This is a genomic window from Prochlorococcus marinus str. MIT 9515 (assembly GCF_000015665.1).
Classification (GTDB): domain Bacteria; phylum Cyanobacteriota; class Cyanobacteriia; order PCC-6307; family Cyanobiaceae; genus Prochlorococcus_A; species Prochlorococcus_A marinus_P.
Genome location: NC_008817.1, coordinates 380,831 through 393,568 on the forward strand (window position 1 = coordinate 380,831; position 12,738 = coordinate 393,568).

Consider the following 12,738-nt stretch of genomic DNA (forward strand, 5'->3'; position numbering starts at 1 on the left):
TTTTTATGACTAATAAATTTTATCAATGGTGGAAAAACCATAGAAGAGTTGTAACATTTGGAGGTTTTTTACTCTTACTAGGTTTTTATTTATCTCCAGTAATTAAAGAAGCAAAATATAAAAACATATGTATAAGTATTTCTGAAAAAGGTGCTTTAAATAAATTTAAGGGTGATGATATAGGGGAAACACTCTTGAAAGAAACTGGTTTAACTATTGCGGAATTAGCAAAAATAGAAGGTTATAAGAATTGCATAAAATGAAACGTATACAATTTTTTTTTACTTAATAAATAATGAAACCTAAAGAAAATAAAGTAAAAGCTATTGATCAAATAATAAAAATAATTCATGATTTTAAGTACAATAATGAATTAAGTGAAAAATATAAAAGAGAAATTTTAGACCAAGATAAAATATATGAGTGAAGAATATTGTTTGATAAATACCAAAAGATCAAGAGTAAAAGGATTCTTAAAAAATAAATTGATTAAATATAAATTCTTTGAATATATATATATTTTGATTCACGGAAAATTGTTGTTTTAATAAAGTAACAACCACCTATCATAAAAACAAAAAAAGAACTAAAGATACATAAACAAGAGAAGAATGGAATAATTTTATGGATAAAGGTTGGATTGAAAATAAAGCAGTTTGGTAAATAATTTTATAACTTTTTATCAAACTGCTTCCTTTGGTATTAATCTTTACTTGCTAAATATCCATTCGCGCGTCTATAAATTCAAAAAATAAATAATTTATTAGTTTTGACTTGAAAATCTTTGCTGATTATCACTCTTTTCTTCCATTGCTTCTTGTCTATGAAATATTTTTTTATCAAAATATTTTGAGATTATAAAATTTAAATATTATCTAAATTGAAGTGTTTGAGAGTCATTGAATTAATCATTGTTCGGATTTTTATTTTTTAAAAATAGCTGTATAACAAAAATGGATGATACTGATGAGTTTAGAAAATAATATTAAAAATTAATATCTACAAGAAAATATGCAAACAGTTTATGTAAAAACAATCAAGGATTAATTTCTCTGCAGAAACATTGAAAATCTAAATTCAGAGACAAATTAAAGGTTTCTAAAATAATTGTTGTTAGATCAATAAGTAACTAATTATGATTTTTCATAGGACTTCTTAATACCAAATTCATGGATTAATTCCTGATGGTAGATTTAAGCTTAAGGTGAAAAAATGTTTAAGTAATATATTGCGTTTAGTGCATTTCACCCAAGGATAATTATGAAGCATTCAAATTAAATAAGTAAATTCCATGCTCCTGAAATAGCAGAAGTTTATGTGATTTTCAAAGCTAATAATCATTTAGCAATATCGGGAAATTTCGGAGTTTAGAGCTAAATTCGTACTTTAATGATTAATTGCTGCTAATTTAAATGATGAAGCGGAAATTAAAAGTAATAAGCAAGTTGCTGATGCAGTAGTTTCTAATGGATAATTAAATTGATTGACAGTTGATCTAAAATAAGGGGCAATTAGCTCCCTTTTTTATGCGCAAATTTAGAAATCTTTTACTCTCAGCAATAACAATTTCATCAGTTCTTCTCCCTTTGGAAATTGCTAAAGCTCAAGAGAAGATTGAAGTAATACCTCTTATTAAAAGTACAAAGGGTTTAGGAGGTAAAAAGATTTTTTACCCAAGATGGAAGCAAGCCGAGCTTAGATTCTTTAAAGTAATTATCCCAGTTGGCGCAAAGACTCCAATTCACATACATCCAGCACCAATGGTTGTTTATCTCGCTCAAGGAGAATTGAAGCATACAAGGGGAGATGTTATAAATTACTTTTCATCAAAGCAATCTTTAATAGAGAGCAATAATGGCGATGAGCATTTCGTTGAAAATATAGGAAGTAAACCAGCTGTTCTTTATGTAGTTGCGGCATCTGCCGTGGGACTTCCTACAACTATTAATAAGTAGAATCTCAATACTTTTATGATTGATCTCATCTAAAATAAAGGCTAATTGGCCGCTTTTTAAATGGAAAAGTTATTTATCGTTTGTACCTTCGATTGCTCTTTTCAGTATTATGAGGAGACTATTCATAGATGGGTAAAAGAACAGGGGGAGGGGACCGTAATAGATTATGAGCTAGTTAAAATAAATGATCATAAGTCTCATTCCTTTTTTACGGTTTCAAATTTAGAAGAGTTTTCAGAGATATTAGATTCAGAATGGGCTAGGGAGTGGGACAAGGCAAATAATTGTAAGGATATAGTTTATAAAATTGAGCTAATTGAATAACTCATATGTGCGGCTTCACAATATTTTGAATTTCTCAGCAGCGGAATGAAGGATTTTTCTCACAATTTAATTTCCAATAAATTACTTTTATATTTGCTCCATTATCTGAATCATTAAAAGTCTTGAAGTATTTAGGAATAATGGTATATGGAATATTTTTGTGCATGATTTTCTCTTGATTTATACATAAACGTTAACTACTAACTTATATCATTTATGAGTATCGATATGTACGGTTTAAGGAAGAATAAGGTACGGAAAGAGGACTAAATTTTAAACTTTTATTTAATTGCAAGTTCTAGAATGAAATTGGCTATGATGATACAGTCGCTGAGATGCAAATGCAGTAACAATAAGCTATTAAAGCTAAAGTTAACGCAGTCAGAAAAAGAGCGAGAAAGTAAATGATTACTAAAAAAGAAGAAACAGAATACGAAAAACCAAAATTATTTAGGATTTGGAATGTTCTTATCTATGGAAGTTTTTTTTCCATTGGTGCTTTCTTAGTTTATTTGTATTCTGCTTATATTTTCATAAATAAATAATTGAAATTGACTGGCAAATTCTAATAGATCAGAATTTAAAATATTTATGAAAAAATGATAATAGTATTTCTGAATAATTGGCGTATTTGTTTGATGAATCTGGAAAAAGAGTAAGAGTATAAATGAGAGAATTTCTTTCAAAGATAATAATAGTTTCTTTGCCAATAGATTTAGCTATAGAAATTTATGAAAGATTACTTTCTCAATTTTGTAGAAAAATAAAAATATTTTGGTGAGTTGTTTGTAATTGATATTCGATTTAAGATACGGAGAAATTAGCAAGTTTTTTATGTCCTCTACAATGAGAGATTTCTTGGATAAATTTTTTGATTTATGTAGAGAATATCAGGAAGAGATTTCACCTCAAAAGATGGCTGAAGTTTTAAGAGATTATGCAGATAGGTTAGATGGATAATATTAAATACTGATTAAGCAAATGGTTTTGTCAATTGATTACAAAACTGGAAAAATCTATTAAAGAAAATACTAAACCAAATGAATTTATTCGTTTGGATGGAAATATAAAAATGGATGAATCGCCCTAAGAGATAAGAGTTTAATTATAGGTATGTTTAGACATTAGTCAGAGCAATAATTACTTACTAATTTCAAGTGCATTTAGCCCCAAATACTCTCACATCTTTTTTCCCTAAATCTAATCCCTTTTGTAAGTTCTCATCTCCATGAATTAAACTTTGATCCAATGGAAAGGTTTGAATAATTACATAAGAGTCTGTCATTCTGTACCTGGAGTGACTGCATGATATATAAACTTTTTTCCTCTTTGGTTTCAGTTCTGAGAAGTGTTCGAAATAATGCCAAGAATGAGGATCTCCCATTAGTCATATGCATATTATTCCTCAAGCTTAATTACAACTCCATTAAAGAATTCTGCTAATAACTTTGATGGGTTTTGAAAAGATATTTCCCTATCCTTTTTGGATGGTTCTTTTTTAATAAGATTTAAGTTTTTCATGCTGATTAAGGTAATTCAAGTTCTTCAAAAGTCCAACCTTCTAATTGAAGGTCATGCCATTTATTCCAGGCATCGTCTAAATACATTTGACTTGATGATTTAATTGCCATGGGTTCACCAAGATCATTTGTATAATACGTATGGGCAAAAATCCTGATATTGTTTCTGCCTGATTTTTTGTTTCTTGTAAATAAAATTAGTCTGCTGCGATCTGGTTTAAGCAGCCAACCACTTGGGGACTCATTACGATAACCATAAGAAAAATTAGTCCAAACATTAGCTCCTCCTAGAGTCATTTAGCGAATAATACACTTGTACTATATATGTTGGCAGATGGGGATTAAATCGTCAAGTATTTTCAATAAATAAATTGATCACAATCATCAAAAGAAAATATCGTATTGATTGTAAAGATAATATTGAAGAGTATAAAGTATATTTTTTTAATGGTTTATTTTTTGATTAATGGGAAAAGAAACTTCTCAACTAACAGAAAAGGAAGCTTTGAGTATCTATGCGAGAATGATGCATACTCTTGATTCATCTGAGTTCGAATCGTTTTTGTCGGAAGATTTCTCATACTCCTCACAAAAAGTCTTGACCGATATGAACTCAAAAGATGAGTTCATTGAATATATCAGACCAAAGCTTGAAATAATAAAAAAAACTAAGAGTGCTGTTTATGCCGAATTGGGTGTCTGCCCAGCCTATGGTCATACCGATTGCCTTATATTGGCTCAAGGCGATAAGTCTAATTTACTTGGAGTTGCCTATGCTTCAGTAGATAAAGGGAAAATATGTAGTCTTGCCTTGTGCATTGTTCCAACACATAATTCGGCTGAGCGGAGTGGAATTTATCCAGGTCTTTAAGAGATGGAATTGACATTAGATCTAAAATAAGGGGCAGTTAACTCCTCATATAAGGAATAATTTTTCTGAATTTTAAAAGTAATGATAGATCTTAAAAGAAATAGTAAAAAGGAACCTGTTAAAGCAACTGGATTAAGAACGCGAGCATCTTCTTCTTATTCTCCTAATCAGAAACAAGATTTTAAAATTAGTAGAGGAAGGTTTTCTAATTTTTTAACCTGCAAAAGATGTTTTTACCTGGATAGAGTTAAAGGATTAGATCCACCAGGAACACCTGGATGGACTTTAAATGAGACTACTGATTTACTATTAAAAAAAGAGTTCGATTTTTGTCGAGAAAGACAAATACCGCATAGATTATTTATTGATAATGATTTAAGTCATCTAGTTCCTTTTGATCATCCTCAAATCGATGATTGGCGTAATTCTCTTCATAAAGGATTGATGCTTCGTCATAAGGATACAAACATTATATTGACTGGAGGAGTTGATGATATTTGGCAGCATAAGATTACAAAGCAATTAATAGTTGTTGATTACAAATCTCAGGCAAAACTTGGAAGAGTAGATAAAAAAGATTATCTTGATGATCCTTATCATGCAGGATATAAAATTCAAATGGACTTTTATGCATATCTTTTAAAAGGTATGGGATTTGATGTTCATAAAACAGCTTATTTTCTAGTTTGTAATGCGAAAAGAGATGATGAAGAATTTAATAAAAGAATGAATTTTGATGAATATTTAGTTCCCTATGATTGGAATGTTGATTGGATTGAAGAAGAAATAGATGAAATGGTTGCTTTGATGAATAATGAAAAGATTCCTGAACCAAATTTGTCCTGTAAAAACTGTGCTTATTCTGAGCAATATGCCAAATTGGTCTATAACCCTTTAAAAATTGAGGGTGAAGAAATTCAAGGAAATCTTTTTTAAGAAAAAGTATTTCTATTAATTATTTAATTCCATTTACTTTTCATAAAACCTAATTTTTATTTCCAAAATATTCTTTATATAGTTTATTAAACTGTCGAAGATTTGTTATTTTTAGACCTTTTTCGCAAACTTCTTTTGATTTATCAGAACCTAATTTGTCATTTACTTTTCTTCTTAGTTTTGGTAAAAACCGACTTTGAGTAACTATATCTTTTTGCTGCCACTTTTCACCATAAAAATAATATGAGTTATCAATTAGTGGCATTAAGTCACATTCTTTTTTCATAAATACTTCTAATCTGAAATCTTTGTTAGAGCATATATATTTTGGCTCTAGACAATAATACTTATCGCTTTTACTTTTTACATTTTTGTAAGGCAGCATACAACAGCCCCGAATATCATATTCATCTACTTCATCCCAGACTTTAGGGCTTGAATAATCATAAACAACAATTAGAAAGTGCTATTGCCGCAACTTTGACATTAAAAGGGTTTAGCAAATCTAATAATTCTTTTTGGAAGTCCTCTTTTTCCATTACATCATGTCATTTAGCATATAATTCCAATCAATAACGCCCCCATCTCTTTTGGTCTCTTGATCTAATTTGCGTAATTCTTTCCTGATTTCTTGCATTTCTTTGCAATATTTATGGTCATTCTTTGCATCTGGGTCACTAGTATAATTGCCGATATTTTCTCTAGTAAATAATTCCATAGTTTTATTATCGAGATATTTAATTTTAAACCAGGGTCTCAGTTCTTAATAACTATTCTCATAATACAAATATACTTCTTGCGCACCATTATTTCATTTGGCAATATAAGTAACCGACTCCATAATTGGCACATCAACTTAAGATGTTTCCCTTAATGGCCAGATAGAACTGAAGGATTGGAGATCAGGTTTTTAAAAATATTTTTCTTTCGGTTCAGCTGTTAAAAAGTTCCTACACAAATACTTCTAGACAATGAAAATCATTAAGAAACTCAGGTCGCTACCGAGCGATTCTCTGAGCGTTATTCGCCGCACCCCGCCACTTGTTTTCGCAATGGCTGTACTTTCTCTCGGAGGATTTATAGGCGCCTCTACTGTCCTTGTGAAAGGGTTCAGAACAGTTGAGAATACTATCACTGTAACTGGTGCAAGCACAGAGAGTTTTGAGAGTGACATAGCAAAATGGTCAGTCCAGGTAAAGACCTCAGGTAAAACTCAGATTGACTCATTTACTAAACATAAACAGTCCATTAAAAAGACAATGGAATTCCTAAAAGCCAATGGAATTGAGGACAGCGTAAAGCAGGATGTTTATCTTGGGCCTGCAAGTATTAGTGAATATACAACCAAGCATCCGAAGACTAATGAAATCATTAGAACTGAATGGATTACTTATCAGAATATTGAGATTGAAAGTAGGGATGTTTATAACATCCAGAAGACTCATAGTCAGATAACAGAATTGCTTGGAAAAGGTGTGAGAGTTAAGCCAAGCCGTCCTGAATTTACTTATTCCAAGCTTGCTGATAAACGCGTTGATATGCTTGCAAAGGCTGCAAAGGATGCGAGAGTCAGGGCTGAAGCTATCGCTCTTCAGGCGGGCTCTGAAGTGGGTGGATTAAAGAGGGTTAATACTGGAGTTTTTCAGATAACAGTTCCTAATTCCACGAGGGTAAGCAGCTGGGGTTCTTATGATACTTCAACAATAAAGAAAGACATCACTGCCGTTATGGGAGTGACTTTCGCGGTTAAGTGATGACTTAGGGAGTCTTCTTTTTGCCTTTAAGAATCATCAGCAAAGGCAGACCAATAAGCATCAGACTCCCATCAATTAATAAAAAAGTATTTAGATTCATTTATCCATTCCATCAGGAATATCCCAAGTAAGGGGTATTCCTTTTTTAACAGCATCCTTCTCTATCTCATCCATTTCTTTTCTTAGCTTGTTGTAATAGGCCAACTCTTCTGGATCATCAGAACCAAGACCATAATTCATGATCGCTGCAAGATAAATTTTATGCATTCGGTATGACGATAATGGCATTACTGAAGACAATCTCTATTAAATATATCTGAATTTAAGATAAAATGCTGACCTATCAGATCTTAGTCATACCAGTCAATTACGCAACCCCACCATAATACACGGGGGGAAGGGGTAAAAGACAAGAAATTGACTGGTACTAATTAATGGATGTGTATACATCATCATTGTAAGTAGGGGCAAAAAAACATAATCCCACCACCACTAAAACACCTATATAAATTACGTGGGTATGTGTGTAAACACATAATGCACGTACTGTATATAGGTACCTTTAGGGTGATGGTGATTATATTGTTTAAAACTGATTGGTTAGATGAGTAGTGAAGTAATACATAAGGTAAGTGAGCAGAGATCAAGGAATATGTCTGCCATTAAATCTAAAAATACAAAGCCTGAAATCGCGGTAAGAAAACTTTTACATTCAATGGGATATAGATTCAGATTACATAGAAAAGATTTACCAGGTTCTCCTGATATTGTTCTGCCAAAATATAAAACAGCAATTTTTGTACATGGATGTTTTTGGCATAGGCATGCGAATTGTAAGTATGCATCAACTCCAAAAACAAGAAAAGAATTTTGGGAAAATAAATTTAGAGCAAATGTAAAAAGAGATTTGGAAATTCAGGAAAAAATAAAAATTATGGGTTGGAAATCTGTCGTTATTTGGGAATGCGAAATTAAAAATAAATCTATCTTTGAAAAGAATTTTAATAATCTTTTTTTAGATGATTTTTAAATAGTATCATTTTCAATCTTTTTATTTGGGATATATTTTTGTAAATTTAGAATTCTCTCCAGTAGGTTTTCTGGACTCTCTTTATGAGCGCTAACTGATCTAGGTATAAGTAATGCATTAAATAAAACTGATAATTTTGCTGAAGCAATGGTAGGAGCTAAACCTCTTTGATCAACTAGTATACTAAATGCTTCTAAGTAGCAAATTCTAAATAATGGAGAGCCCCCAAACTCTCTGTCGAGAACATCAAAAAGTGCTTGTGATTTTTTATTTTCTGTGATTATCTTGGTATATTTATATGGGTCTTCACATCTAAAACATTCTAATTCAGAATCCTTTTCCCAAGGTGCATAAGTAAGTTCAGCAGCCCACCATAATCTTGATAAACCATTCCTTGCCAATGCATTTCTTGGTGATCCATCTAAATGCCATCTTGATAAAATTTTGTTATTCAAATTAGTACCCTTATCTGAATCTTTTAAGTTCCATCTTTTTTGCATATAGCTCCAAGAGTCTCGATGGGTCAAAGTAATCCATAATCTAGAATCGGAGGCTTGAATCCTATCTATTTTTAATGTTTCGAAAAGATATTTAGCCGTAATAAAATCATTTGATGAATCTAAAAATTTTTCTTCAATTGGTTTTAATTGAGTATCGAAAAATTCATATTGTTCTAATTCATTTAAAAAAGGATTTGAATAAGAACTATATTTTTGAATATTTTCATTAGCAAGATTTGCATCGCTGGCTTTTCCAGTTAATAAACTTACAGAAGATCTAGTTAGTAATTTTAAATTATTCATTCGCCCAATATTTCATCATCAATTTGTGATTGATGTTCTTCGTACTTGCTTTTTATTAAACTAATTAATGGAGATTTAAGAATTTTATTTGCTTTTTCAAAAGGGGTACCCTGTAAGTTATTTTCATCTATTAATTCGCAAAGATTATTAAACCAACCTTTGTTTACATATGAAGCATATTCTATCTGAGCATTAAGCTCAGCTTCACTCAATTTTTCTTCTGCAGATTTTAAAATTTCTATATAGTGAATAGCCATTTGAAGCGCTGGCAAAACAATATTATTGTAAATAAATGGTCCTAAAGATTTTCTTTTTATCGACTGGTATTGTTTAAAAGTATCTTCAGGTAACTTAATTAATATTTTTTCTTGAGTAAAGTCATGAATAGGCTCTTTTATTGTCTTATTCGTATTTGGCGTAATTAAGAAAATACTTTCTGGTTCTGCCTCAAATGGGTCGAAGCGATGTGGAATATTTTCAAATTTACTTTTGCTTTTACCGAGAATATTTAATTCTTTTGCTATGAAGTTTCTCTTTGGATAATCATTTGCCAATAATGTTGGTGCTACATCTAATTCTTTAATTGAAGATAGGAAAAATCTAACTCTAACCCGATTATTTAATACTCCATAATCAAAAGTTATTTCCTCTTTATTTTTATTATTGAAATCTAGTTCTTTGCAGATGAGGCTAAAAGTCGCAGGGCTATTTAGCTCTACGAAAAAACTTAATTGGCCTTCATCAAACAAATTTTGTATTTTTGTATCAGATATAGAAGGCTTATAAAATCTAAAAATTATTTTCTTTGGAAACTTTTCAACAGCATAATCAATATCCATTTTTGCAGTTGATTGATAATCACCTTCATTACCAATTACTGGACATGGATATGAGATTTGTTTGGATGTTGAGCTAGGCATTAGATGGTGGAAATTGCGAATTCAGCAGAATTTGGGAGTACAATCTCGCAGTCATAAAATTCATTAGTCTGCATCTTAATATCTTTAATTTTATTTTCATGCCATTGAATTTCTTTTCTATTAAATGAAATTTTCGACTCTACGGGTAAGGGCACGCAGCTCTTTTTTTCATTATTTACAACCATTCCTAAATTGATATCTCCATGTATATCTTGTAATGCAATTATTCTTAAAAGATATCTATTTTCGGTTGAAGAATTTCTTAGTAATCTTATTTTTATATCTTCATTAATAGTTAAAGATTCTTTCTTACCTTTTGGATCAAATTTAGCATTTCCTTGTTTATCTCCAGCACCGCTTCCTGGATTGCCACCTTGAGGGTTAACTTTTTTGTCAGTTTTTACTGTGCCTACAGTCCCGCCTGAGGTCCCTTGACTGCTTGCAGTTCTTTTAGTTGATATTGAGGAAGAATTTTTTTGAATGCTTGTAATAGTCGATTTATTGCTATCAGTAATTATTGAGGGATTGAATCCTTCCTTATTATTTGTATTCGGAATGCCTTCTTGAGAAGAGAAAAATGAACCATCTCCTATCCCAGTTCTAAGATCAGGGATTAAATCTGCCAGGCCTGGTATATCTTGCGTTTGACTAGATAAAGGATCAAGATTTTCTATTATAATTTGAACTTTTTTACTTAAATCTTGATAAATACTCCAATATTCATTTACATATTCTTCATCACAATAATCTCTTACTAATTTGAGATGAGTTGGATCCTCTAAATCCATAAAAACATCATTACCTTTATCAGATAAGACTTTTACAACTGCATTAAAAGGAATACCTATTGGTTTACTGAAATTTCTTATTTTCATAAGAGGTTGTCTCATTATGCACCATTCTTTCGTTAACTTTTGATCATCCTTATCTTGATATAAGGTCATTTCAACCTTTCCTATTTTTTTAACATCAATCAGATGAGTTGATCTTTTGCCTGTTATGGAAATTGAATGCTCGTTACACGTTGTTTTTAGAAATCCATAAATAGATTGCATTTCTTTGTTCCATGCCTTGCTTGATAGTCTCTTTTTAACTTGGACTTCCAAAGTAGAATAATATTCGTCTAAATTTTCATGATTTATTTCATGAAGAATTTCATTTGTATTATCGTTTATTATTTTGAAATTAATTAATTTTTCTCTTATTGCAGCAAAGAATCCTTTAATTAATCCCTTAGCCAATAAAAGATCCCAGTTATCAGATTCATGTTTAAAACCCCAAATATAGATATCAGTTCCATTAGTAGATCTTTCATAAGGAAAGTTAATATTTAAAAGATCATTATTTCTATAAGAGACAAATTTATTCGGGTTAATGACGTTACCTATAAATCCTGTTTCTTGAGTCTTATAGTTTTGGGTTGGATCAATGTGTGAACATAAGATTGAGTTGCCTGCAAATAAAGTTTCCTTTTCTTCGTATTCGTTAGTAAATTGAGAAAATAATGTATAAGCTTTTATATCAGATTTGGCAACTAAAGCATTTTGTCCATGACCAAAGCGTCCAGCTTTTGTACCTTGAGCAGCACTTATACCAGTTGACTTGATAAGACGAAAATATGGAGCAAAGTCTTCATCTTCTCCCCCTTTGAGGCCCTTAGTTCCATAATCTCTTATTGTTAAAACAGGAATTGTATCTTGATTTAGTATTCTCAAAGCTCTTGATAATTGTATTATTTCTTTGCCAATAGGTTTGTTTGATCCTGAAGAAGCTTCTTTATTTTGAAAATATTCAATTGCAGATTCTAATCTTTTTTTGTAGTCTTCAATTCCAGGGAAAAATCTACTTTCTATATTTTTTAATCGATATTCAACTGATACCTCAACATCTTCACCATTATCATCTTTCATACAGGAGTTTCTTGAATTTTGTGCTGTCTCAAGCCCAACGTTATCCAAGTGCTTAAATATGTCACTTGCATTATTCAGGCCTTTTTCCTTGCCATAGCCAAGGCTTGGAAAATTCCAGGGGTTGGAGTAATTAAAAATACTCATTTATAAAAGTTTGAATGAAGAATCGTTGTTAGTACCGGAATCAAATTTTCTACAGATCTCGTTAACTTTATCTTTAAGAGCTTTTTTAATTTGTTGCGATTGTTGCTCTGTGTAGGAATAGTTGCTTTTGTTTGCAAGATTTCCAACTAGGTCTAAATATTTGAGAGCTTTTGGAACTCTCTTATTAGCCAATTCAATAAAGTGTTCAGAGTTATTTTTTGTAGCCAATTACTTTTCCTGTTTATGAGAATCTAATTATTGCATTAAAAATTAAATGAAATATATGAGATTTAGGCTTTCAAAACAAAAGTCTTTTTTCCCGTTTCATTTGCAGGGGTAAAAGCTGCAAGTGCTTTATCAAGTTCAGATTGAAGGAATTTTTTGATATTTTTAATATCTTCCTCTGTGTAGTCTGACCTTCTTGATGAAAGTTTTGAGAGGATATCCAGAGCATAGGCGACTTTTTCTACGCGGCTGTTGGCCAATCTACAGAAAATATCTCTTCTGGATTCGACCGAATTTAAGTCTTGAGCAATAGATTTAGAAGTCATAATTGAAAAATAGAATGAAT

The 12,738-nt window shown here is 31.0% G+C and carries 22 protein-coding genes; 10 read left to right on the forward strand and 12 right to left on the reverse strand.

What is annotated here, in order from left to right; translation table 11 throughout:
* The first annotated feature begins 5 nt into the window (after positions 1 to 5).
* From P9515_RS02095 to P9515_RS02105, 4 genes are all read left to right on the forward strand, one after another.
* Complete coding sequence (locus P9515_RS02095) at positions 6 to 263, forward strand: hypothetical protein (protein WP_011819741.1); 258 nt, start codon at positions 6 to 8, stop codon at positions 261 to 263.
* A 32-nt stretch (positions 264 to 295) separates the two neighbouring features.
* On the forward strand, positions 296 to 427 hold the full coding sequence (locus tag P9515_RS10030) for a hypothetical protein (RefSeq protein WP_011819742.1): 132 nt from the start codon (positions 296 to 298) through the stop codon (positions 425 to 427).
* A 1,099-nt stretch (positions 428 to 1,526) separates the two neighbouring features.
* Positions 1,527 to 1,955, forward strand: a complete 429-nt coding sequence (locus P9515_RS02100; protein ID WP_011819743.1) for a cupin domain-containing protein — start codon at positions 1,527 to 1,529, stop codon at positions 1,953 to 1,955.
* Between the two features lie 60 nt (positions 1,956 to 2,015).
* Complete coding sequence (locus tag P9515_RS02105; RefSeq protein ID WP_011819744.1) at positions 2,016 to 2,279, forward strand: hypothetical protein; 264 nt, start codon at positions 2,016 to 2,018, stop codon at positions 2,277 to 2,279.
* Between the two features lie 34 nt (positions 2,280 to 2,313).
* Here P9515_RS02105 and P9515_RS10035 read toward each other — a convergent pair whose 3' ends face one another.
* Entirely contained in the window at positions 2,314 to 2,445 is a 132-nt protein-coding gene (locus P9515_RS10035) for a hypothetical protein (protein ID WP_263969688.1), read from the reverse strand.
* Between the two features lie 238 nt (positions 2,446 to 2,683).
* Here P9515_RS10035 and P9515_RS09610 point away from each other — a divergent pair, with 238 nt between their 5' ends.
* Positions 2,684 to 2,824, forward strand: a complete 141-nt coding sequence (locus P9515_RS09610) for a hypothetical protein (RefSeq protein ID WP_011819745.1) — start codon at positions 2,684 to 2,686, stop codon at positions 2,822 to 2,824.
* A gap of 289 nt (positions 2,825 to 3,113) precedes the next feature.
* Positions 3,114 to 3,239 carry a hypothetical protein gene (locus P9515_RS10040; RefSeq protein WP_263969689.1) on the forward strand — a complete coding sequence of 42 codons (126 nt, stop codon included), beginning with the start codon at positions 3,114 to 3,116 and terminating at the stop codon, positions 3,237 to 3,239.
* A 193-nt stretch (positions 3,240 to 3,432) separates the two neighbouring features.
* Here P9515_RS10040 and P9515_RS02110 read toward each other — a convergent pair whose 3' ends face one another.
* Genes P9515_RS02110 through P9515_RS02115 form a run of 3 tightly spaced genes read right to left on the reverse strand, consistent with a single transcriptional unit; the run spans position 3,433 to position 4,096 of the window.
* Positions 3,433 to 3,663 (reverse strand): hypothetical protein, encoded by a 231-nt coding sequence (locus tag P9515_RS02110; RefSeq protein ID WP_041710554.1) that lies wholly within the window; start codon positions 3,661 to 3,663, stop codon positions 3,433 to 3,435.
* Positions 3,664 to 3,677: 14 nt separating this feature from the next.
* Positions 3,678 to 3,800, reverse strand: coding sequence for a hypothetical protein (locus P9515_RS10045; RefSeq protein ID WP_011819747.1), 123 nt, complete (start codon positions 3,798 to 3,800; stop codon positions 3,678 to 3,680).
* 5 nt (positions 3,801 to 3,805) lie between these two features.
* Positions 3,806 to 4,096, reverse strand: a complete 291-nt coding sequence (locus tag P9515_RS02115; RefSeq protein WP_011819748.1) for a DUF1651 domain-containing protein — start codon at positions 4,094 to 4,096, stop codon at positions 3,806 to 3,808.
* Positions 4,097 to 4,397: 301 nt separating this feature from the next.
* Here P9515_RS02115 and P9515_RS02120 point away from each other — a divergent pair, with 301 nt between their 5' ends.
* Both P9515_RS02120 and P9515_RS02125 read left to right on the forward strand, forming a co-directional pair.
* Positions 4,398 to 4,670: a hypothetical protein gene (locus P9515_RS02120; RefSeq protein WP_225867096.1), complete on the forward strand. Its 273-nt coding sequence runs from the start codon at positions 4,398 to 4,400 to the stop codon at positions 4,668 to 4,670.
* A gap of 81 nt (positions 4,671 to 4,751) precedes the next feature.
* Positions 4,752 to 5,606 carry a PD-(D/E)XK nuclease family protein gene (locus P9515_RS02125; RefSeq protein ID WP_011819750.1) on the forward strand — a complete coding sequence of 285 codons (855 nt, stop codon included), beginning with the start codon at positions 4,752 to 4,754 and terminating at the stop codon, positions 5,604 to 5,606.
* Positions 5,607 to 5,655: 49 nt separating this feature from the next.
* Here the strand turns inward: P9515_RS02125 and P9515_RS02130 are convergent, their stop codons facing one another.
* Both P9515_RS02130 and P9515_RS02135 read right to left on the reverse strand, forming a co-directional pair.
* Positions 5,656 to 5,991 carry a hypothetical protein gene (locus P9515_RS02130; RefSeq protein WP_011819751.1) on the reverse strand — a complete coding sequence of 112 codons (336 nt, stop codon included), beginning with the start codon at positions 5,989 to 5,991 and terminating at the stop codon, positions 5,656 to 5,658.
* A gap of 153 nt (positions 5,992 to 6,144) precedes the next feature.
* Positions 6,145 to 6,324, reverse strand: coding sequence for a hypothetical protein (locus P9515_RS02135; protein WP_011819752.1), 180 nt, complete (start codon positions 6,322 to 6,324; stop codon positions 6,145 to 6,147).
* 253 nt (positions 6,325 to 6,577) lie between these two features.
* Here P9515_RS02135 and P9515_RS02140 point away from each other — a divergent pair, with 253 nt between their 5' ends.
* Positions 6,578 to 7,360, forward strand: a complete 783-nt coding sequence (locus P9515_RS02140) for an SIMPL domain-containing protein (RefSeq protein WP_011819753.1) — start codon at positions 6,578 to 6,580, stop codon at positions 7,358 to 7,360.
* Between the two features lie 96 nt (positions 7,361 to 7,456).
* On the opposite strand, the gene P9515_RS02145 is transcribed toward P9515_RS02140, so the two are convergent.
* Positions 7,457 to 7,648, reverse strand: coding sequence for a hypothetical protein (locus tag P9515_RS02145; protein ID WP_011819754.1), 192 nt, complete (start codon positions 7,646 to 7,648; stop codon positions 7,457 to 7,459).
* Between the two features lie 316 nt (positions 7,649 to 7,964).
* Here P9515_RS02145 and P9515_RS02150 point away from each other — a divergent pair, with 316 nt between their 5' ends.
* Positions 7,965 to 8,390 (forward strand): very short patch repair endonuclease, encoded by a 426-nt coding sequence (locus P9515_RS02150; protein WP_011819755.1) that lies wholly within the window; start codon positions 7,965 to 7,967, stop codon positions 8,388 to 8,390.
* Here P9515_RS02150 and P9515_RS02155 read toward each other — a convergent pair.
* The 5 genes from P9515_RS02155 to P9515_RS02175 form a co-directional block, all read right to left on the reverse strand.
* Positions 8,387 to 9,193, reverse strand: a complete 807-nt coding sequence (locus tag P9515_RS02155; RefSeq protein WP_011819756.1) for a DUF6339 family protein — start codon at positions 9,191 to 9,193, stop codon at positions 8,387 to 8,389. The genes P9515_RS02150 and P9515_RS02155 overlap by 4 nt on opposite strands.
* Positions 9,190 to 10,113, reverse strand: coding sequence for a hypothetical protein (locus P9515_RS02160; RefSeq protein ID WP_011819757.1), 924 nt, complete (start codon positions 10,111 to 10,113; stop codon positions 9,190 to 9,192). Before P9515_RS02160 ends, P9515_RS02155 begins: the two co-directional genes overlap by 4 nt.
* Entirely contained in the window at positions 10,113 to 12,167 is a 2,055-nt protein-coding gene (locus P9515_RS02165; RefSeq protein WP_011819758.1) for a hypothetical protein, read from the reverse strand. The genes P9515_RS02160 and P9515_RS02165 overlap by 1 nt, the downstream gene beginning before the upstream one ends.
* The gene (locus tag P9515_RS02170; protein WP_011819759.1) at positions 12,168 to 12,395 is read right to left on the reverse strand and encodes a hypothetical protein; all 228 of its coding nucleotides are present in this window, start codon (positions 12,393 to 12,395) and stop codon (positions 12,168 to 12,170) included.
* A gap of 62 nt (positions 12,396 to 12,457) precedes the next feature.
* Positions 12,458 to 12,718 carry a hypothetical protein gene (locus P9515_RS02175; RefSeq protein ID WP_049750650.1) on the reverse strand — a complete coding sequence of 87 codons (261 nt, stop codon included), beginning with the start codon at positions 12,716 to 12,718 and terminating at the stop codon, positions 12,458 to 12,460.
* Positions 12,719 to 12,738 lie beyond the last annotated feature (20 nt).